This is a genomic window from Spiroplasma kunkelii CR2-3x, from assembly GCF_001274875.1.
Lineage (GTDB): Bacteria > Bacillota_I > Bacilli_A > Mycoplasmatales > Mycoplasmataceae > Spiroplasma > Spiroplasma kunkelii.
In genome coordinates this window covers 1,276,328-1,297,383 of sequence record NZ_CP010899.1, presented here as the reverse complement: position 1 = coordinate 1,297,383, position 21,056 = coordinate 1,276,328, and the positions used below count along the sequence as shown (strand labels likewise).

Annotated in this window: 22 protein-coding genes; all 22 read left to right on the top strand. The window is 22.2% G+C overall.

All coding sequences use genetic code 4. The annotated features are described in order from the left end of the window. Positions 1 to 76 precede the first annotated feature (76 nt). On the top strand, positions 77 to 511 hold the full coding sequence (locus tag SKUN_RS07030) for a single-stranded DNA-binding protein (RefSeq protein WP_053391425.1): 435 nt from the start codon (positions 77 to 79) through the stop codon (positions 509 to 511). Between the two features lie 2 nt (positions 512 to 513). Beyond that, positions 514 to 744 carry a hypothetical protein gene (locus SKUN_RS07025; RefSeq protein ID WP_053391424.1) on the top strand — a complete coding sequence of 77 codons (231 nt, stop codon included), beginning with the start codon at positions 514 to 516 and terminating at the stop codon, positions 742 to 744. Between the two features lie 135 nt (positions 745 to 879). Then, on the top strand, positions 880 to 1,734 hold the full coding sequence (locus SKUN_RS07020) for a recombinase RecT (RefSeq protein WP_053391423.1): 855 nt from the start codon (positions 880 to 882) through the stop codon (positions 1,732 to 1,734). A gap of 4 nt (positions 1,735 to 1,738) precedes the next feature. Then, a complete protein-coding gene (locus tag SKUN_RS07015) occupies positions 1,739 to 2,092 on the top strand; it encodes an HNH endonuclease (RefSeq protein WP_071937198.1) in 354 nt (117 codons plus the stop codon). A gap of 12 nt (positions 2,093 to 2,104) precedes the next feature. Next, positions 2,105 to 3,361: a DNA cytosine methyltransferase gene (locus SKUN_RS07010; RefSeq protein ID WP_053391421.1), complete on the top strand. Its 1,257-nt coding sequence runs from the start codon at positions 2,105 to 2,107 to the stop codon at positions 3,359 to 3,361. 17 nt (positions 3,362 to 3,378) lie between these two features. Further along, positions 3,379 to 3,678, top strand: a complete 300-nt coding sequence (locus tag SKUN_RS07005) for a hypothetical protein (protein WP_053391420.1) — start codon at positions 3,379 to 3,381, stop codon at positions 3,676 to 3,678. A 519-nt stretch (positions 3,679 to 4,197) separates the two neighbouring features. Beyond that, the gene (locus SKUN_RS07000) at positions 4,198 to 7,011 is read left to right on the top strand and encodes an N-6 DNA methylase (protein ID WP_053391419.1); all 2,814 of its coding nucleotides are present in this window, start codon (positions 4,198 to 4,200) and stop codon (positions 7,009 to 7,011) included. 482 nt (positions 7,012 to 7,493) lie between these two features. Continuing rightward, entirely contained in the window at positions 7,494 to 7,997 is a 504-nt protein-coding gene (locus tag SKUN_RS06995) for a hypothetical protein (RefSeq protein WP_053391418.1), read from the top strand. Positions 7,998 to 7,999: 2 nt separating this feature from the next. Next, on the top strand, positions 8,000 to 9,703 hold the full coding sequence (locus tag SKUN_RS06990; protein WP_053391417.1) for a terminase large subunit: 1,704 nt from the start codon (positions 8,000 to 8,002) through the stop codon (positions 9,701 to 9,703). Positions 9,704 to 10,074: 371 nt separating this feature from the next. Beyond that, positions 10,075 to 11,280, top strand: coding sequence for a phage portal protein (locus SKUN_RS06985; RefSeq protein ID WP_053391416.1), 1,206 nt, complete (start codon positions 10,075 to 10,077; stop codon positions 11,278 to 11,280). Next, positions 11,267 to 13,042, top strand: coding sequence for a phage major capsid protein (locus tag SKUN_RS06980; protein WP_158500828.1), 1,776 nt, complete (start codon positions 11,267 to 11,269; stop codon positions 13,040 to 13,042). The genes SKUN_RS06985 and SKUN_RS06980 overlap by 14 nt, the downstream gene beginning before the upstream one ends. Positions 13,043 to 13,065: 23 nt before the next feature. Next, the gene (locus SKUN_RS06975; protein ID WP_053391414.1) at positions 13,066 to 13,434 is read left to right on the top strand and encodes a head-tail connector protein; all 369 of its coding nucleotides are present in this window, start codon (positions 13,066 to 13,068) and stop codon (positions 13,432 to 13,434) included. Further along, complete coding sequence (locus tag SKUN_RS06970; protein ID WP_053391413.1) at positions 13,424 to 13,750, top strand: hypothetical protein; 327 nt, start codon at positions 13,424 to 13,426, stop codon at positions 13,748 to 13,750. The genes SKUN_RS06975 and SKUN_RS06970 overlap by 11 nt, the downstream gene beginning before the upstream one ends. Before the next feature lie 11 nt (positions 13,751 to 13,761). Next, positions 13,762 to 14,160 (top strand): hypothetical protein, encoded by a 399-nt coding sequence (locus SKUN_RS06965; protein WP_053391412.1) that lies wholly within the window; start codon positions 13,762 to 13,764, stop codon positions 14,158 to 14,160. A gap of 5 nt (positions 14,161 to 14,165) precedes the next feature. Next, positions 14,166 to 14,543: a hypothetical protein gene (locus SKUN_RS06960; RefSeq protein WP_053391411.1), complete on the top strand. Its 378-nt coding sequence runs from the start codon at positions 14,166 to 14,168 to the stop codon at positions 14,541 to 14,543. 16 nt (positions 14,544 to 14,559) lie between these two features. Continuing rightward, positions 14,560 to 15,147: a major tail protein gene (locus tag SKUN_RS06955; RefSeq protein ID WP_053391410.1), complete on the top strand. Its 588-nt coding sequence runs from the start codon at positions 14,560 to 14,562 to the stop codon at positions 15,145 to 15,147. Continuing rightward, positions 15,140 to 15,472, top strand: a complete 333-nt coding sequence (locus tag SKUN_RS06950; protein ID WP_053391409.1) for a hypothetical protein — start codon at positions 15,140 to 15,142, stop codon at positions 15,470 to 15,472. Before SKUN_RS06955 ends, SKUN_RS06950 begins: the two co-directional genes overlap by 8 nt. 187 nt (positions 15,473 to 15,659) lie before the next feature. Continuing rightward, positions 15,660 to 17,207: a phage tail tape measure protein gene (locus SKUN_RS06945; RefSeq protein ID WP_053391408.1), complete on the top strand. Its 1,548-nt coding sequence runs from the start codon at positions 15,660 to 15,662 to the stop codon at positions 17,205 to 17,207. A 10-nt stretch (positions 17,208 to 17,217) separates the two neighbouring features. Next, positions 17,218 to 18,144 carry a phage distal tail protein domain-containing protein gene (locus tag SKUN_RS06940; RefSeq protein WP_053391407.1) on the top strand — a complete coding sequence of 309 codons (927 nt, stop codon included), beginning with the start codon at positions 17,218 to 17,220 and terminating at the stop codon, positions 18,142 to 18,144. Positions 18,145 to 18,161: 17 nt separating this feature from the next. Then, the gene (locus SKUN_RS06935) at positions 18,162 to 19,613 is read left to right on the top strand and encodes a hypothetical protein (protein WP_053391406.1); all 1,452 of its coding nucleotides are present in this window, start codon (positions 18,162 to 18,164) and stop codon (positions 19,611 to 19,613) included. Between the two features lie 376 nt (positions 19,614 to 19,989). Then, complete coding sequence (locus SKUN_RS06930; protein WP_053391405.1) at positions 19,990 to 20,631, top strand: type II toxin-antitoxin system antitoxin SocA domain-containing protein; 642 nt, start codon at positions 19,990 to 19,992, stop codon at positions 20,629 to 20,631. Next, complete coding sequence (locus SKUN_RS06925) at positions 20,621 to 21,043, top strand: hypothetical protein (RefSeq protein ID WP_053391404.1); 423 nt, start codon at positions 20,621 to 20,623, stop codon at positions 21,041 to 21,043. Before SKUN_RS06930 ends, SKUN_RS06925 begins: the two co-directional genes overlap by 11 nt. The last annotated feature ends 13 nt before the right edge of the window (positions 21,044 to 21,056 follow it).

Genomic DNA, 21,056 nt, shown 5'->3' with positions numbered 1-21,056 from the left:
AATTAAAATATTGAGGTTATTGTTTTAAATGCAACAAAGAAAATAAAAAACCAAAACACTAGAAAGGAATATTAGTATGAATCAATTTATTGCCATTGGTAGAACAACAAAAGATATTGAAATTAAAAGAACACAAAGTGGTAAAGAATATGCCATGTTTCAATTAGCAGTAACAAGACCACATTCAACTCAAAAAGAAACTGATTTTATTCCTTGTCAAGTTTGAAATAAACAAGCAAGTGTATTACAACAATATTGTCAAAAAGGTAGTCAAATTGCAATTACAGGTATTTTACAGTCTTTTAAAGACAAAGAAAATAAAATACAGTGAACAGTAAGAGTTTATAGTTGTCAATTTTTACAAACTAATAATAATTTAAAAAATAGTACACCTCCCATAACACCCACAAAAATAAATCAGACCCAATCAGCAACAAGAAATATTCGTTTAGAAGAAATAGAATCAAATAAATCATTTGAAAATAATGATGATGCTATTTTATGAGATTAAATATGGAAACTAATAAATATATTTTATGTTATCGTTCTGAAAAAGGTAAACGACCATGTAAAACTTATTTTGGTGAATATATAACTGGTATTGATGTTGAAGATGTCAATATTAATTCAACTTGGGAATGAGAATATTTTAAAAAAAATTATGGGGAAAATAACTTAGTTATTTGTAAAGATGATAAGTTAGATCTAATTTTAGAAAGAAAAAAATATAATGAAAAAATGTAATAAATATCGTAATCATTTTATATCGTAATCATTTTTTAAAATGTAAAAATATAAAATTATTCTTTTTTACAAAATTACATAAATATAATTGCTATTCGTGTTATTTGTGAAAAATAAAAAAGGAGAAAAAATAAAATGAATAATAAAATTGAATTAATATTAAATAATTCAAAAGTTAATAATTGAATTAATGAAAAATTAACAAATCAGAAAGAAATTAATTTATTTCGTAAAAATATCTTAACAATTTATAATAATAATCCCAATTTATTTGATAAAGAAAAAATAAATTTAATGAGTGTTTTATCTGCTTGTGTAAAAGCAATGTTATTAGATTTACCGTTAGACCCTAACTTAGGATATGCCTATATTGTTCCATATAATGGAAAAGGACAGTTGCAAATTGGTTATAAGGGTTATATTCAGTTAGCAATCCGAACAGGAAAATATTTAACAATAAACGCAATAGAAGTAAAACAAGGTGAATTATTAAATTTTGATGAATTAGAACAAGAATACAATTTTAAATGAATAACCAACGAAAATGAACGAACAAAAAAAGAAACAATCGGATATGTTGCATTTTTTAAACTACTAAATGGTTATAAAAAAACTTTATATTGAAGTAAAGAAAAATGCGAAAATCATTTTAAAACATATTCTAAGAATTATCAAACTTACGGAAAATTTACGGTTGGAAGTTATGAGGGGATGGCACTTAAAACAGTATTAACCCAACTTTTAAGAAAATGAGGTATTATGTCAGTTGAAATGCAAGAAGTCTATCAACATGATCAAGCAATAATTATTAATAACAGCAAAGAGTTTAGTGATAATCCTAACATAAAAAATAAAGAAGATAAGAATGTTATTGAATTAAATAACAAAAAAGATGAATTAAATCTAAATTTAGAACAAGAATTTAGCATTAATGAAATAAATGATGATGAAGAAATTGCTAAAACTGTTGATGAAATGTTTTCTGATTAAGAAAATGAAAAATAATTGAAAAGATTATGATAAAAATCGTCCAATTAGACATAAATTTTATCGCAATAAAAAATGAGTAAAAATAAGAAACGATTATTTTAATAGCAAAATGGGAATATGTGAACGATGTTATCAAAAAGGATATATAGTTAATGGTGTTATTGTTCACCACAAAGAATATATTACCGATCAAGATTTTATTAATTGAAACATTGATAAACTTTTTGCCTGAAAAAATTTAGAACTATTATGTATGAAATGCCACAATAAAGAACACAAAACCGAAAAAGGTTACCGCGATAATGTCATAATTGACGAAAAAACTGGCAAAGTAAAAATAATCGATAAAGAAGAATAAAAAGAGGTTATTATGCTTAAAATAATAGAATTATTTGCTGGGATTGGGAGTCAAAGAAAAGCATTAGAAAATATTGAAATTAACCATAAAATAGTTGCTATTTGTGAAAATGATAAATATGCTGAAAAATCATATCGAACAATTTTTAATGATTATGATACTCCAAATTTAGGTGATATTACCAAATTAGAAACTTTACCATATGCTGATTTAATAACTTGATCATTTCCATGCCAAGACATATCAAACGCCAATAATAATGGACAAGGATTAAACGGTAAGCGAAGTGGTTTAGCTTACAAAGTTGTTGATTTAATAAAAACAATGGCAATAAAACCGCAATATCTTTTAATGGAAAATGTGCCAAATTTATTAAGTAAAAAGTTTTTTGTTGGATTTCAAAATCTACAAAATCAACTTAATAAATTAGGATATCATAACCAATATTTTACAATGAATGCCAAGGATTATGGAATTCCCCAAAATAGAAAACGATTATTTATGATTTCAACATTAAAGCAAGATTTTAAATTTCAATATCCCCAACCTTGTCATTTAAAATTTTTAGTAAAAGATATTTTAGAAAACAATGTAAATGAAAAATATTTTATTAGACAAGAATCAATGAAAAAAGCAATTGAAAACAATAAACTTAAAATTATTCAACAATGTGCTTATACAACTACAACAAAACAAATGCGATGAGAAAATGCAGGAATTATTGCAATTCCCAATGATATAAAAAAATTTAATGATGGAAAATTAATGATTAATCTGAGAAATTATAATCAAGTTAATATTTTTAATGACATAACAAAAAATAATCTTATTCCAACCATTACAACAGCACACGGAAGACCACCACAAATTGCATTGCCAATTAAGGATTATGGTAATTTTATTGTTTTACCAAGAGCAAATGATGGTTTGCTAATTAATGGATCATATAATCGGTTTTGAAAAACAGAAAATAATTATATGGGAACAATCGCGGCAAGTAATGTCAATAAAATTATGATTGATAATAAAATACAAAATCAATATACTAATAAAATATTATCTTTTTTAATTGATGAAAAAGAATACTTTTTAAGAATATTAACGCCTCGTGAGTGTTGATTATTAATGGGGTTTAGTAATACAGACTTTGATAAAGCAAGCAAAGTTGTTTCAGAAACACAACTTTATAAACAAGCTGGTAATAGCATTGTGATTGATGTATTAGAAAAGATTTTTATAGAAATGTTTAAAACAAAAAATAAAAATTAATAAAGGAGAAAATAAAAATGAAAAAAGTAAGTAAAGAAATATCAGATCAAATAATGGAATATGTAATTAATTCTGACTTTGATAATTTAAGAAATATAACTAATAAACTATATATAAAAGGTAATTTTCCAAATGAAACTAAGGAAATGATACACAATATAATTGATACATTTGAAAAAAAATCCAAAAAAGAAAATGAACCTATTGTAATACCTGTAAAAAAAATCAATGATGAAAATAGTATTTTTTCAGTATCTCCAAAAAAGAAAATGAAAGAAATAAAGCTTATTACAGTTTTAAGTACGGAGAAAAAATAATTAATAATTATAAATTAATAATAGGATACTATAATAAAATTTGTTCTGTTTGTAATAATGAAATACCATGTATTTTTACTCAAGTAGGATTAATAAAAATTAATGAAAATCAAAATCAATTACTTTATTATGGTCATTTTAAATGTATAAAAAAATAAGTATGATAAGATTAATTTATAAATATTAAAATAAGGAGAAAAATTATGGCCAATGAAAGAAAAACAAATTAAAATAATATGGTCTTTATATTCAAATATTAAAGATAAATAAAGTGGTAAAAAATATTATTTTAATTTGTTTTTCTAATGAAAATACTCAAAGTTCTTTTCAACAAAAACAAGAGTTATTAGATAAAGAAAAAAAATATTAGAATTAAAACTTAAGTTAGCAGAAATTGAAGAAGGTATTCAAGTTATTATAAACTTTTAATATAGAATATAATGTTTATATATTTAGAAACAATTTAATAAGATATGAGATATTCAAAATTAATTGTATTTTATGGAGGAAAGCAAAATTATGTTATCAGAATATGATATAAGAATGGAAATTGATGAGGCACTTAAAAATAAAAAATGAGTTTTAACAGGGCCAAATAAAAATGTTCATGCTGAAAAAAGTTTAGAAAGAAAGCGACCAGACTATGTATTAATGGACAAAAATAATAATAAACCATTAATTATCATTGAAGCAAAACGACCGGGTAAAGATTTAATTTCTGCCTTAAACCAAGCTAAAAAATATGCATTAAAAATTGGAGCTCCTATAGCATATGCAACTGATGGTAGTATCATTAAAACCTTACATATTGATACTAATAAGCCTTTATTTTTAAATGGTGATGAAGTAGAAGAATTTATAACTGAACAAATAGCATTTAAATATTTAAATACAAATGAAGTATATACAATAAGCCAAAAAATAATTAAGTCACGACAAGAATTAATTAATGTTTTTTCATTAGCAAATAAGGAATTACGTAAAGAAGGGTTACAAGCTGGTATTGAAAGATTTAGCGAATTTTGTACTATTTTATTTTTGAAGTTATATAGTGAACAAGAAATCATTAGGGAAAATAATAATGACAAATTAAGGATTGATCCTGAATATCGTTGAGATTTTTTTAAAACTTTTTCTGGTACCGAATTAATTGCATATGTAAATAATGTAGTTATTAAAGAACATTTTCAAAAAATATATGGTGAAGATATTTTTCAACCTTTGAAAATTAAAAACCCAAAAGTTTTAAAAAATATAATAAATAATTTAGATGAATTATCCTTATCTGATATTAACTCGGATATAAAAGGAGATGCATTTGAATATTTTTTAAAAGCCTATTTAGCTAATCAACATAAAGACTTAGGAGAATATTTTACACCCAGACATATAGTTAAGACTCTTGTTAAATTAATTAATCCAAAATTTGGTGAAGCAATTTATGACCCATTTTGCGGAACTGGAGGAATGTTAATAGAGTCATTTAAACATATTTTTAATCGTATGCCTAGAAATGAAGAAACATTAGATTTTTTGAAAAAAAATACAATTTATGGTCGTGAAATCACAACAAATGCCCGTATTACTAAGATGAATATGATTTTAACGGGAGATGGACATAATAATATTCAGAGAATAGATAGTTTAGCAAATCCTATAGATAATAAATATGATATTGTTATTACAAATATGCCTTTTTCTTTAGGAAATTTTGATGAATATAGTGGATTATATTCTTTAGGTAGTGCTAATGGCAATTTTTTATGTATTGAGCATTGTTTGAGATCTATTAAACCTGGAGGAAGAATGGCAATTATTATTCCTGATGGTATCCTTTTTGATAAAAAATATAAAAAAATAAGAGAATATATTTACAAAAATTCTTATGTTGAAAATATTGTATCTTTACCACAGGGTTCTTTTAAGCCATATACAGAAGTTAAAACAAGTATTTTATTTTTAAAGAATATAAAACAAAAACTAAATCAAGATTATGTTTGATATTTTACTGTTAAAAATGATGGTTTTACATTAAATACTAAAAGAAAAAAAATAGTAACTGGTAATAATGATTTAGATATATTTTTGGCATATAATAATTCTTATGAAGAAAATAATCTTATGCATTTGGGATTTAATAAATTAATCATGGATGAATTGAAAAAAAATGATTTTATTAGTATTCCTAATCAGTATATAGAATTTTCTTATAATACAAGTACAAATATAATAGAATGTAAAAATATTATAGAAGAAGTAAAAGAAAAAAATATTGAAAAACAAGTTAAAATAGTATGAAGCGTCACAAAAAATGGTTTTATAAAATCATCAGATAATTTTAAAGAACAAGTTCCTTCAGAGGACATTTCTCATTATAAACTTGTACCGCCAAACTGTTTTGCATATAATCCTGCAAGAATTAACATAGGATCAATTGCAATAAATTTAGATAATGATATTAAATGTGTTAGTCCAATGTACATTGTTTTTAAAGTAAATGAAAAAATAATTAACCCACGATATTTTTATTGGTTATTACAATCTAACAATGTTAAAGAACAAATTTTACATTATTGTTTTGGAACTGTTAGACAAACATTGAATTATAAAGATTTTTGTAAAATTAAGATACCTTTAACTGATATAAAATTACAAAATGAGATTGTTAGTAAATTAGATTTTTATTTAGAATCAATTAACAACTTAAAAAAAATTATTTCATCACAAAAAATTTATTTGCCTATAAAAAATGATTGAAGTGTTAAATTAATTGGTGAATTATGCAATACACAATATGGTTATACTGCAAAAACAGAAAATAATAGCTTAATGTCAAAAGATAATATTAGATATATAAGAACGACTGATATTATTAATATTTTTGAACTAGATAATAATGATATAAGATATATTGGCGATGAAAAATTGAATAAAATTTCAGAATATAAGGTTAATTTCGAAGATATATTAGTAACTAGAAGTGGATCTGTAGGAACAAGTTTTTATGTTAGTAAAAAATATGAAGGAATGGTTTTTGCTTCTTATTTAGTAAGACTAATATTAAATAAAAACTTAATATTGCCAAAGTTCTTAATATATTTTACAAAAACAGATTATTATTGAACTCAAGTAGAATTATTAAAAGATGTTTTAACTCAACCAAATTTAAATGCAGAAAAAATGAAAATGATTAAAATTCCTTGCCCTTCATTAGAAATTCAAAAAGAACTTATATATAAATGAGATGAAGAATTTAATTTGCTTAATAAGTTTAAAAAAGATATTAATTTTTTTTGAGAGAAAATTAATGAAATTTTAACTGAAATTTGATAATTGTATTTAATAAAACTATTAATGTTATACTTATATTGTAAAACTTTATAGAAAATATTGTTTTGAATGCTAGGCATCTGACAAGTTTATGTGAAAGATTAAATAATCTTTTGTATTTGCTTGTTGGGTGTCTTTTTTTGTTTAAGAATTACAAGATATATTGAATTACTTATTTTATTTAATTTTTGTTGTTTTTTATTTTTCATATATAGAATATATTATTAACTATTTATTTTTTTTAAAATTAATATTTATATTTTTTTATTTGACAAATAATTTTAATGACGGTATCATCACGGTGTAATTAGTTATATAAATATTAATTTTATTTTACTTATATACCCCCCCTATAAGTCCTTTAAAATAAGGGCTTTTTGGGTTCCGATGTGGTGGGGTTCCGTGTACACTTTTTTAATTTTGAAAAAAACCGCACTTTTATACTAAAAATAATAAAAACCCCGTAAATAAAGGAGTTTTTATAAATGAATGAGTTAAAAGATAGCAAAAAACAAGCAAAAAATAGCCAAAAATTAACAAAAAATGCCCCTTTTTTGACAAAAAATAAAAGCATTTTAACAAAAGAAAACAATAACTTAAACCAACACGAAAACCTTTTAAATTGAGAAAAAGATAAAGAAAAATTAATTAATAAATATAAACGATTTTTAAAAGAAAAAAATGTTATTTTAGATATTATTAAACTTGATTTTTTAGAAGAATTTTGTACCCTTAAATTAACTTTAAATAACATTAATAATGAAATCCAAACTTTAATTAATGATGGTAAATTATTTTCTGAAACCGATAATAATCGTGGAAAACCAAAAGAAGTAAGACACCCTGCTTTAATTTCTTATGGTCAAGCATATAAAGATTATAAAGCTGGATATGAAATAATAGAACAATGAATAAAAATAGCTAATCAAAAAGATAATTCCGATACTTTTAATTTTAATAATTTGTATGATAATTCAGAGGAAAAATAAGGATGCAAGCAAATAATGAAAAAACAAATTTAGAACTATATCATGAATGAATGAATAAAAACTCTAATAAAAACAAAGTTGGAATAAAAATTAAAAAAATTGTTTCCACATTAGTAAAAGAATTAAAATCAAATAAAGATTATTATTTTAATCACAAAGAAGCAAATAAAACAATTAGCTTTATTGAAAAATCTTGTTTTCATACAACTGGAGAATATAATAAACAAAATTTTAAATTAGAATTATGGCAAAAAGCATTTTTAGAAGCATTATATGGTTTTTATAATAAAAAAACAAATTTAAGAAGATTTAAAGAAGCACTCTTAATTGTCGGAAGAGGAAATGGAAAAACCGCCCTTGCTTCTGCAATCGCTTTAAAAAGTCTAATTTTAGATAATGAAGCAAATGCCGAACTTTATTCTATTGCAACCAAACGAGATCAAGCAAAAAGAGTTTATGAAGAAATGCGACGAATGATTTTTATTAATCCTAACTTAAATAAAATTTTAAAAGTTAAGCGAGATAAAATAGAGTTTATACATAATAATTCTTTTTTTCAACCACTATCATCAGAAACAAAAACATTAGATGGTTTAAACCCCTATTTTGTTGTTTTAGATGAAGTAGCAATGATGGAAAAGCGTGATATTTATGATGTTATGCGAACAGCAACCGCAAAAAGAAAAGATTATTTAATGTTATTAATAACAACCAATGGATCTATTAGAGAAAATATTTTTGATGAAAGATATTCGTATGCTGAGAAAGTTTTAAAAAATACAATAAAAGATAATAAATTTTTACCTTGAATTTATGAACTTGATGAAAGAAATGAATGAAAAAATTTTAACAATCTTTATAAAGCTAATCCAAATTTGGGTATTTCTAAATATATTGATAATTTTAAAGCCGAATGACAAGAAGCATTAATTACACCAACTCAACAACCTAATTTTTTAATTAAACATTGTAATTTAAAGAGCAATTTAGATAGTGCCCTTTTTAGTCGATTAGATTTAGAAACTAAAAATAATAAAATTATTAATACCGATGAATACTTAATAAAAAATAGAATTTGCACCATTGGAATTGATTTATCAAAAACAAACGATCTAAGTGCAGTTATATTTTTAATCCCAAATTTAGACACAAATGAATTTATATTATTATCACAATTTTTTATGCCAGAAGCAAGAATAATTGAAAAAACAACAGAAGATAAAATACCATATAAACTTTACCAAGAACAAGGAATATTAACATTATGCAAAGGAGAAGAAATCAATATTAGTGAAATTGTTAATTATATTATAAATATAATGAAAAAATATAATTTAATTTGTTATGGTATAGGATATGATACTTTTAACTCTTATCTTTTAAAACAACATTTAGATAATGCAGGGTTTTATCTAATAAATAATTTAATTAGATTTGGAGTAAGAACAATTAGTCCAATTATAAAAGCACTTAAATTAGAATTTGATGACAATAAATTTGTTTTTAATCAAAACCCATTATTAAAATTACATTTTAATAATGTTGATGTTCTTATTGATGAAGAAAAAGAAAATATGATGCCAATTAAAAGATCAAAAAACAAACGAATTGACGGTTTTATTGCCCTTTTATTTGCTTATAAAATCTTTCGTGATAACAAAGACCGAATTTATATTGAATTATATAAAATATATTCTCAAAAATAAAAAAAGAGATTTAATATCTCTTTTTTTATTTATAGTATCGCACAGACTATTGACTGGCAAGGTTTCTTTTCTTTATTTAAACTTGCAAGTAGAACCTAGAATAACTCGCAACATCACTTGCTATTTAATTATAGCATTTTTTTATAAAATTAAAAAAATTAAAGGAAAAATAAAAAAATATGTTATTATATATACAAATTTTTATTTATTATAACATAAATTATTTCTTATAAATTAATTTTATTAATATATATTATATTTTAAAGAAAATTTATATTGTCTTTTTTTTATTTGACAAATAATTTTAATGACGGTATCATCACGACGACAATAAATGATGGGGTTAATTATTATTGTTAAGGTTGGTGATTATGTTTTGATATAAAAAAAATAAAGAAAATAATAATGATCTAAATAAAACGCCTAAAAATTCTCAAGTTGATATTGTTAAGTTTGAATGAAAAGACTTTTTTACTAATTTTCAGAATAATTATCAAATTGATGTAGTTAAAAGCACAATTAATCGGATTGCTACTGATATAGCACAAGTATCAGCTAATACATATCGCCAAAATGAAAAAATAAAAAAATCTAATTTTGATTATTTATTTAATTTGAGACCAAACAATTTAATGAGTAGTTATGATTTTTATTATAAGATAATTACTAATTTATTTTTGCAAGGGAATGTTTTTATTAAAATTGAAAAAGATATTAATGACAAAATTATTTCTTTAATTCCAATTGAATACAGTAGTATTGAATTATTGTCTAAGGATGATGAATTATTTATAAGATTTTATCAAAATAATAATGCATTTGAGATATTACCATATTCTCAAATAATTCATCTACGAAAATTTTATAATAAAAATTTCTTAGGGGATAATCCCAATAATTCGCTTGAACCAAGTAAAAGAATATTAGAAGAAATGACAAACTCTATTATTAACAATTTTAAAGAAACAAATTCTTTAATGGGAATAATTACTACAAATATGCCATTGGGACCAACTGGTGCTCCCACACAGTTTAACCAAGAGAGATCCCAAATGTTGCCAGTTTTACCAGTTGAAGATATTAATTTTAAAAATACTAATTTTAGTAATAAAAGAGTTGCATATTTATCATATGGGCAAGATTTTAAAAAAATTGATAGTAATATATCAAAATTTAGTAAAGAACAAAATGAATATTCTGAAAATTTAATTTATAAATTTTTTAATATAGCACCTGAGATTGTTAAAGGTACTTATAATTCAGAACAATTTTTAAGTTATTTATCTACTGTAATTCATCCAATTTTAAGACAATTAGAAAAAGAATTTACTTTTAAAATTTTTACTAAAAAGGAATTAGAATTAGGGCATTATTTTGAGTTTGTATTAGATAGTAGATTAATAATACTAAACTTATCAAACACTTTAAAAGGCGTTGAACTTGGGGCAATAAACCCAAATGAAATAAGAAAATTATTATTTGGTTTAAACCCCTACGAGGGAGGAGATACCTTTTTAAATTGAAATTATGGAAAAGTAGATAATGAAAAAAATGGAGAAAACAATGGACAACAATAAAATTATTAATAATGAAATTACCAAAAAAATTGATTTTAATATAAAAAAAATTAAAGAAATAAAAGAAGATAAATTTAGCACAAATGAAATTATCGGAATAGCAAATAAATATGATGTAGTTGATTATCACAATGACATTACTGACTATAAAAGTTTTGAAAATGATTTAAAAAATGGTAAAACTGTGCCAGTATTTTTATCTCATAATCACGAAAAAATTTTAGGAGTTGCAGATTTAGAAAACCGCAAAGACGGATTATGAGCAAAAATTAAAATATATACTAATACTAATTACGGAAAAGAAACTTACGAAATTGCTAAACAAATGCAAAAAGATAATAGACCAATGCAGTTAAGCATAGGTTATCGTATTTTAAAATCAGAACCAACAGAAATAAATGGCCAAGTTGTTCGTTATTTAAAACAAATTGAAGTTGACGAAATTTCTTTGGTTCCATTAGGGGCAAATCCACAGAGTAAAATACAAGAAATTAAAAATATCAAAGGAGAAAAAAATATGGAAAAAGTAAATTTAAAAGAATTAAATGACAAAATTATTGATTCCAATAATGAATTAGAAGAAAAAAAAGAACAATTAGAAAATATGGAATTAAATAAAAATAATTTATCTAATAAAGAATTGCAAGAACAAAAAGAGTTATTAACTGCAATTAAAAAATTAAATGAAGAAATTACAGAAAATCAAAAAATAAGAAATGAATATTTAGAAAAAAATATTAAAAATATTGAAAACGGAAATAGCACAATTTTACAAACATTAAGGGGAACAGAACAAATGGAAATTAAAACTTTCTATAATCAAAAAGACATTTTAGATACAAGAGAATATAAAAATGCATGATTAAAAAATATGCAAAGACAACAATTAACACCACAAGAAGCAAAATTTTTACAAGTTGGAACAAATCCAACTGGAAACGAAGATGCGAGCCCACTTGTACCTACTACAATATGAAAAAATATCTTAAATGAAATTAAATTAACTTCTAATTTAATTAATGAAATAACTATTTTAGAACATCGCGGAAAATTAGATATTGCCTATGAAAAAGGTTCAACGGCAGCTAAATTTGTTACAGAAGGTGAAGAAATACAAGGAAAAACAGGAACAGATAGCATTCATTTTGATGGTCACATTATTGCCACTTCGCTTGAATTTTCAGAAACTACAAAATTTATGACAATTGAAGATTTTGAAGCTTTTGTAATTAGAGTAATTACAAACAGAATTAAAGAGGGAATTGAACAATCAATCGCCACTGGAACTGGAACAGGTCAACCAACTGGAATATTATCCGATACAAAAATTAAAAGTGTAAAAATTAAAGAATTAAACTACGATACTATTATTGAAATGATTAAATCATTAAAATTAGGATATTCAAATGGTGCTAAATTTGTAATGAATAACGAAACATTCTGAACTATCCAAAATATTAAAGATAAAAATGATCGCCCTATTTGAAACCACAATATAAGTTCAGATGGAGTTTCTAATAAAATCTTAGGTTATGATGTTGTTTTAACAGACACATATCCTACATTTTCTACAACAAATAAAACGAATTGCATTAGTTTTGGAAAATTAAATACTTATTATGTAAACTTCCAAGAACCTTTAACTCTAAGATATTCTGAACATATCGGAATTAAAAAACTTTTACATACATATGTGGGAGCAGCCATTTTAGATGGTAAAGTTGTTGAACATAATGCTTTTGTAAATTTTAAACCTGAATAATTTAAAAATAAAGGAGGACAAATATGGATTTATTAAATTTTGTTAAATTAAGTTTACGACTTCAACATAATTCATTTGATGAAGAAATAAAAACATTAATTCAATCTGCTAAAAATATTTTAATAAATTCTGGTCTTCCTTTTAAAATTATTGAGGAAGAAAATGATGAACAAATAAAAAATATTATTTCTATTTATGTTAAGGAAAATTTAGGGCGAGAATTAATCGGAGAAAAATTTTATACTATTCTTAACTATAATATTCAACAATTAATGTATAAATATGCTAATTATCCACAAACAACTATATATCAATTGGAAAAAGAACTCACAGAATTAAAAAAGAAATTAAAAGATATTAAAAAACTAGAGAAAATTAAAAATGAAAGATAATTTAATTTTATTGAATGATTATGTTTTTCTAATTGATAAAGAAGAAGACGAAAACCCATTAAGTCATAAAAAAATAACTAAAAATAAAAAACAAGTATTTTGTGATATTAAATCAATTTATGCCAGTGATTTTTATACAGCTAGAATGGCTGGTATAAAATTAGAAATAAAATTAATTATTGATAAATATATGTATAATAATGAAAAATTTATTTTAATTGATTATAAATATCAAAATAATTGACAAGAATATGAAATTATTAGAATTTATGACAGACAAGATGGATTTTTAGAACTATTTTTAAGTTTAAGATAAGGTGTTAAAAAATGAAAAAAAGTAATTCAGTAGTTGATATATTTGATTTTGTTGCAGACTCAATCCAACAATATACTTATGATATTCAAGAACAAATAAAAGCAGAAATTAAAAATGTAGGTGAAAAAATGTTGGCAGAAATTAAAATCACTTGCCCTATTAGTAATAAACATTTAACAAAAAGAAAACATTTAAAAAATTATTTTGTTTTTAAAATAAAATTAACCAAAGATAAAATAATTGGTGTAATTTATGCTACTAAACAATATCAAATAATTCACTTATTAGAATATGGATATATTAATCATTGAAATAATGAAAAAATTAATCCTCGCCCATTTTTACGAAATGCTTATAATAAGTATATTGATGAATATATTAAAAAAATAGAAAATATTTTAAAATATTAATTAAGATGATTATTAATAATAAAAGACAACAAAACATTAATTTAATTATTGAATTATTAAAAACACTTTATCCAAATAAAAAAATTAAATATACATTTTTTAATTTTAATGAAAATAATTTCAATAACATTGAAAATAATATAACTTTTTATAGAATTAATGATAATATCTTTTTTTCATCAGATAATATTAATAATTTTATAAGACAAACATTCCAAATTTGCTTTAATTTTAAAAATGAAATTAATTTTAATGAAATTGAAAAACTAGAAAATGAATTAATAAATAAAAAAATAAATTATCAATTAGCACAAGAGTTTTATTTATACGAACAAAATTTATATATCGTAATTTATGAAATATTTTTGTTGCTAAAAAGATAAAAGGAGAAAAAAACAAATGAATAACAACATTATTGAATTTGGGCTGGAAAATGTTCATTATGCAAAATTAAAATACAATCAAATAACAAATAAAACAGAATATGGAATCCCACTAAAAATATTAGGAGCAGTAAATTTAAGTTTAAATGTTAGCGAAAACACTAACACCTTTTATGCTGATAATAAACCATACTATATTTCACATTCTTTTCAAGGTTATAGTGGTAGTTTAACAATAGCAAAACCATCTGATACTTTTGAAAAAGAAATTTTAGGAATTGAAAGAGATAAAAATGGTAATTATATTGAAAAATCAACTAGTTTAAAGAGTGAAATTGCTTTGGGATTTGAAATCAAGGGTGATTTAGAAGAAAAAAGAATTTGACTTTTAAGAGTTAATTTAAAACGCCCTAACCAAACTCATAACACTCAAACTGAAAATGTAAACCCAGATACTTATACTTTTGAATTAAACGCTTTACCACGAATTGAAGATAATGTTATTAAAATTAAAACAACAAAAAACGCTAATGAAAATAATTATAATAACTACTTTTCCCAAGTCCCAAAATTAGAAAAAGAAGATAAAAACGGAAATGAATAGATATTTAGAAAGTTTAAAATTAAAAGTTAATATAAGCACTTATGCATTAATTATTTATGAGGATTTATTTGGTTCATATGGGGAATTATTAAATAAATTAGAAAAAGACAAATATGAATTTTCATTTATTTTAAAGTTATTATTTTCTTTTTCGAAAGCAGCTGATGAAAATCAATTTAAAGATTTTAAGGAATTTTGTCAAAAAATTACATTTAAAGAAATTACCGAAAATGTTAATGAAATTAATAACTTAATAATGGAATTTGTAGGTGCTAGCGTTAATGATAAAAATTTACAGGAATACGGCGAATTAACAAAAAAGTAGATTATAAATTTAATAAATTTACTCCTAACTTATTACTATGACTAAGTCATTTGGGTTTTTCAATTATAGACAGCAAATATATTAAATTAAAAACATTAATAGAAATTATAGAAATTTATAACAATCAAAATAAAAGATTGGCAACACAACAAGATATTAATAAATTTTTTTAAAGGAATAGTTAATTATGGCAAAAGAAATTAAAGGAATGAGCATTACTATTGATAGTAATGTTTTAGAATTAAATAACAATTTTAAAAAAATAGCCGATAACATAAAACTATCAGGATCTAAATTAAAAAATTTTGATAATAATTTAAAATTTAAAAACGGTGATGAAATTGATATTTTAAATGAAAAATTTAATGAATATAAAAATATCATTGATAATATTTCAGAAAAAAAAGAACTTTTAATTGAAAAATATAATCAATTAAATAAAACCATCTTAGAAACTCAAGAAGCATTATCAAAAACAAACGATACTGCCGAAAGAGAAAAATTAATCCAAAAACAAAATAAATTAAATAAAGAATATGAATATACAAAAATAAATATTGATGCATCTAATCGCAGTCTAAACAACTTTAATGAGAAATTAAAAAATACTACACAAGAAATAAAAAATATTCCCTTTAAAAAATTTGAAGAATTTGGAACAAAGTGTCAAGAAATCGGAAAAAAATTAAGCACACATATTACAATACCCATTTTAGCAATCAAAGGAATTTTAACAAAAATAACTGTTGATACCGCCAAATATGCTGGTGAGCTTAAAAAAACATCAAAAGAAATTGGTATTACAGCAGAAAACTTACAAATATTTCGTTATATTGCAAAAAGAACTGGAATTACTAGCGAAGAATTAGAAAAAAGTTTTAAAAAATTACGACAAGGTATTAGTGCTATTTCTTACGGAATAGCAAATGAAACAACAGAAGCTTTTAACAAATTAGGAATTAATATTAAAAATAATGAGGGATCTTTAAAAGATACAGGAACTATTTTTTTAGAATTAAAAAAATCGTTAGAACAAATAAGTGATGAAACTGAAAAAAATAATTTAATAATAGATATTTTTGGTTCTAAGTTAGGAAAAAACCTTATTCCGATGCTTGCCTTATCAGATGAAGAAATTAAAAAAATGACAAGCAACATTAAAGATTTAGGTATTGTTTCAAATGAAAATGTTGACAAAACAACACTATTAAATAAAAAATGAAATGAATTTAAACATGTTATTAATATTACAAAAATGAATTTAGCATCCGCTCTATTACCCGTGTTTGAGTCTTTGGTTTCTTTTTTAGAAGTTAGTTTAATACCAATTATTAAAGGAATAACAAATTTTTTTAATATGTTTAATGATACAACCAAAAAAACTATTTTTATTATTTTAGGAATATCAGCAAGTTTGGGGGCTGTTGTTTACACAGTTGGAAAAATCATAAATGCTATTAGTTCATTAAAAACACTTTTGTTAGGAATGGCAAAGCACCCAGTTCTTTATGGTATTTTAGTTAGTTTGTCCGCCTTAGCTGCTGGAGGAGTGTGATTATATAATAAATTTAATAAACCACCTCAAAACATTAACCAAGAAAACCAAACTAATAATTATAATAAAATTGAAAATAAAAATGAATTTAAACCAACAATTATTATTGAGGGAGAAAATGATAAAGAACGAGCAGAAAAAATAATTGAAATCATAGGACAATGAAATAATAGAGTATAAGGAGAAAAATATGTATAATTTACCATTTAGAACTTTTAAAATTACTAATAATCAAGATACTTTAATTAATTTATGTGATTTAGATAATATTATTGTTTTATCGTTTAATGGATTAAATATTAATTTTGATAATAATTATTTAAACATTGATAATAATTTTATTTTAAATAATACTAAGCATTCTTTAAACCAAATAATTTTTAAATTATTATTTATAAACCCAAACGCCTATGATAAATTTTATGATTTTATTAATAAATTAAATATTAATTTAGATAACAAATCATACCCCTTTTTATTATTTTATAGTTTTTGAATAAATGAAAAAACAAAATTGGAATATTATTGTGAGGTAATTATTAAAAGTATTATTAAAACAGAATTGAATAATAATAATGATTTAGAGGTTGATTTTATTTTAGAACAATTAACTAACTGAAAAAAAGAAGAGGATAAATTATTTGAAATAAAACCAAATAAAACAAGCGGAAAAAGATACAATGAACATAATAACAAATATTATTTTAAATTAAACCGCATTAAATATACCAATCAATACAATGAAAAAATTAAAATTAGTAATAATAGTTATTTAACATCAGATACTTTAATAACAATCAATGGTCCCACAAAAGACCCATATTTAAAATTAGAAAATATTAATGGTAAAATAATAAGTGAACTTAAAATTAATGTTGAAATAAATGAAAATGAAAAAATAATAATAGATAGTAGAATAAAAAGTCAAAGCATCATAAAAGTTGATTTAAAAAACGAAAAATCATATAACATATATCAATATCAAGATTTTAAATATACTAATTTTATTCAAATTCCACCAGGAAACTATCATATTTTATATTCTTCTAATCTTTCAAAAGACAAACAAGTTGGAAATATTAATATTAAAAAATTTGAAGAATATATTTTAATTTAGAAAAAAGGAGAAATTAAATGGGTGTAGGAAGTTCAACCAAAAGACATTGAAATGACGAAATAATTGCAATTAGAGAAGATAAAAAAGAAATTATTAATAACTTAAAAAATACTAATTTAAATGCAGAAATTTTAAAACAAATCCAAGAATTAAAAGAAGAAATATCAGAATTAACAAAAGAAATTAATGAAGAAAAAAATAGTTTTGATGAAGCTGTGAAAGAAAGCCCACAATTTAAATCAAAAATCTTAAAAATTCCTGATTATAAATTAATGATTGATTATATTAACGAATTATCTAATATTGTGCTTGAAATTAACAAAACACAACAAGAAGCAGAAGAAAAAGCAAGACAAAAAGCAAAGGATGAATTATTAAAAATTGAAATTAAAGAAGATAAAAATATTTATCAAGGTAATAGAATTAAATTAATTATATTTGGAGTTGATTTTGAAAAAAGATCTTTATTTTATAAAGATAATTGTATTGTTGAAAATTATAAAATATTTTTAGATATTTATACCCCGCAACTATCAACTTTTAATGCTTATAATTATTATAATCTTAATGTTGAAATTGAAGACATTGTTTGTATTTTGAATAACGAAAATCAATTATATATTGGAATTATTACTCATATTGAAAAAAATAAAGATGAAAATTTATATACCTTTACTACTAAAAATATTGAATCTATTTTTGATTTTAAAATTTACAATATATATAAAAATAAAAGTTGATATATTTTTTCTACTTTAAAAGAAATTTTTAATAAAAACCTTTCTTTTATTAAACTTAATAAAAAAATTAATGACGAAAAAAATAATAACCCTAAATTTTTTGAAGAAAATGAAGAAATAGAATTTAATTTTTACCAATTTATTAACAAAATATTTAAAATAACAAATATATTTTTAAAATTTAATATTGATTTAAAAAATTTTATTTTAAATTGTGATGTTTGCAAAGATGGACAAGAAGATATCAAATTAAATATTTATAAAGTAAAAGATAATATTAAATGTATTACAAATATAGAAATTGAAGAATTAAACCAAAAAAGGGTCAACAGAATTGATTTTTATCAAAAAAATAACCCAAACAATTACATAAAATCAAGCTTATTAAAAAATAATACAATCTCTTATGAAATAAATAATAATAATTTACAAAATAATTTAATTAAAAATAAAATTTATGAATTAGAAGAAAAAGACTTTACCATAGAAAAAATTATAACTATTAGTAATCAAGAATTTAAATTAAGCGAATACTCACATCTCATAAAATTTGATATTACAAAAGATAACAATATTTTAAATTTAAACAATTTGCAACTAAGAGATAAATTTACCTTATTATTTAACAATAAAGAATATAATAGCATTTTATCTGGAATAATTTTAGAAAGCAATAAAAACACAATTACCCTAATATTTGGCCAAGTAAGATTATGAAGTAAGTTTTAATATTTATTAACCAATATGCCCCTTAAAACGCATAATAAAGTTATTTACAAACAAATATATTTTTATATAATTTAACTAATTAAATAAAAATTTTGATAAAAATATTTTTGAAGTTAAACACCCTTAAAATGAATGATAAATAGTATATAATATAATTATAGGTGGGCCGTATGGACTTGTCCGCTATCGGTAAGAGCATTGTTTGTTTCCCCACCTAAAAAAGAGATAATCGGCCAGAGTCTAGTCGGTAAATACTTCTAGAAAAAAAGTTGCTGGTGTGTTCTTAGAGAGCAGGCAAGCTGCCCGACAAAAAAAGAGGTTTAATTATCTCTTTTTTATTGTATAATTTAATAGTAAATAAAAAGTGGTGATTAAGATGAAGGAAAGTATGCTATCAAAATATTTAAAAATATCTCCAATAGAAGCAAACAAAATAGAAATGGCAATATTGTTTCTACTAAATTCAGCATTTCAAAATAAAAAACAAATTTATAAAATGCATGTTTTTAAATTTTTATCTTTTTTAGAATGAAAAGCTGCAAAAGAATTTTCAGGTCATTTTTTTATTTTAAATTTTGTAGCCCTAAAATGGGGGCCAGTTCCTTACAAAATATCAGAATTTATTAATGAAAATGGAACTTTTCAATTCTTTACTTATAGTGTATTAAAAAAAGAAAAAGACAATGATTTAAATAAAATATTATTTAGTTTTAAAAATTTATCACCCACTTATTTTGAAGATTATTTTAATTGAGAATATTTTTCTGAAAATGAAAAAAAAATATTAAAAGAAGCATCAGAATGAATATTAAAGTTTAAAAATACAAATTTATTAAGCGATAATTCTCATAGAATAATGAAATCATGAGAAAAAGCATGAGAAAAAGCAGTTGAAAACAGTAAAAAAAGCGTTTTTTTTGATTTTAGTTATGAAATAGGAATTCCAAAAACAGATGAAGATTATGAAGAAATATTAAAATTATACAAAATAGAATGTAAAAATAATTATGAATTATAATGATAATTTAGTTTCTGTTTTTATAGATAATTTTGATAATGTTTTAGATATTAAAAATGGTAAACCCAAAAAATCACTTTTAATTCCATTGTTTTTTGACGGATATTACTATCATCTTATAAGATTAACAACGAAAATTCCTAATAAGAATGAAAAAAATTATATCAAAATTCCACCTACACCAGATACTAAATTAAAAAAAGAGTGTTATGCAAGATTAGACAGAAAAGATACTGAAATAAGAAAAATGGAAAAATGAAGATTAGAAAAATATACAATAATAAATTGTTCAAAGATAAATTATATTTATCGTAAAGAAATTTTAGAAAAATGTTTTAATTCTCCGCATATACAAGAAATATATCATATCTTTTTAAAAGAAGAATTAAAAAAAATCGAAAAAGAGATTTAATTATCTCTTTTTT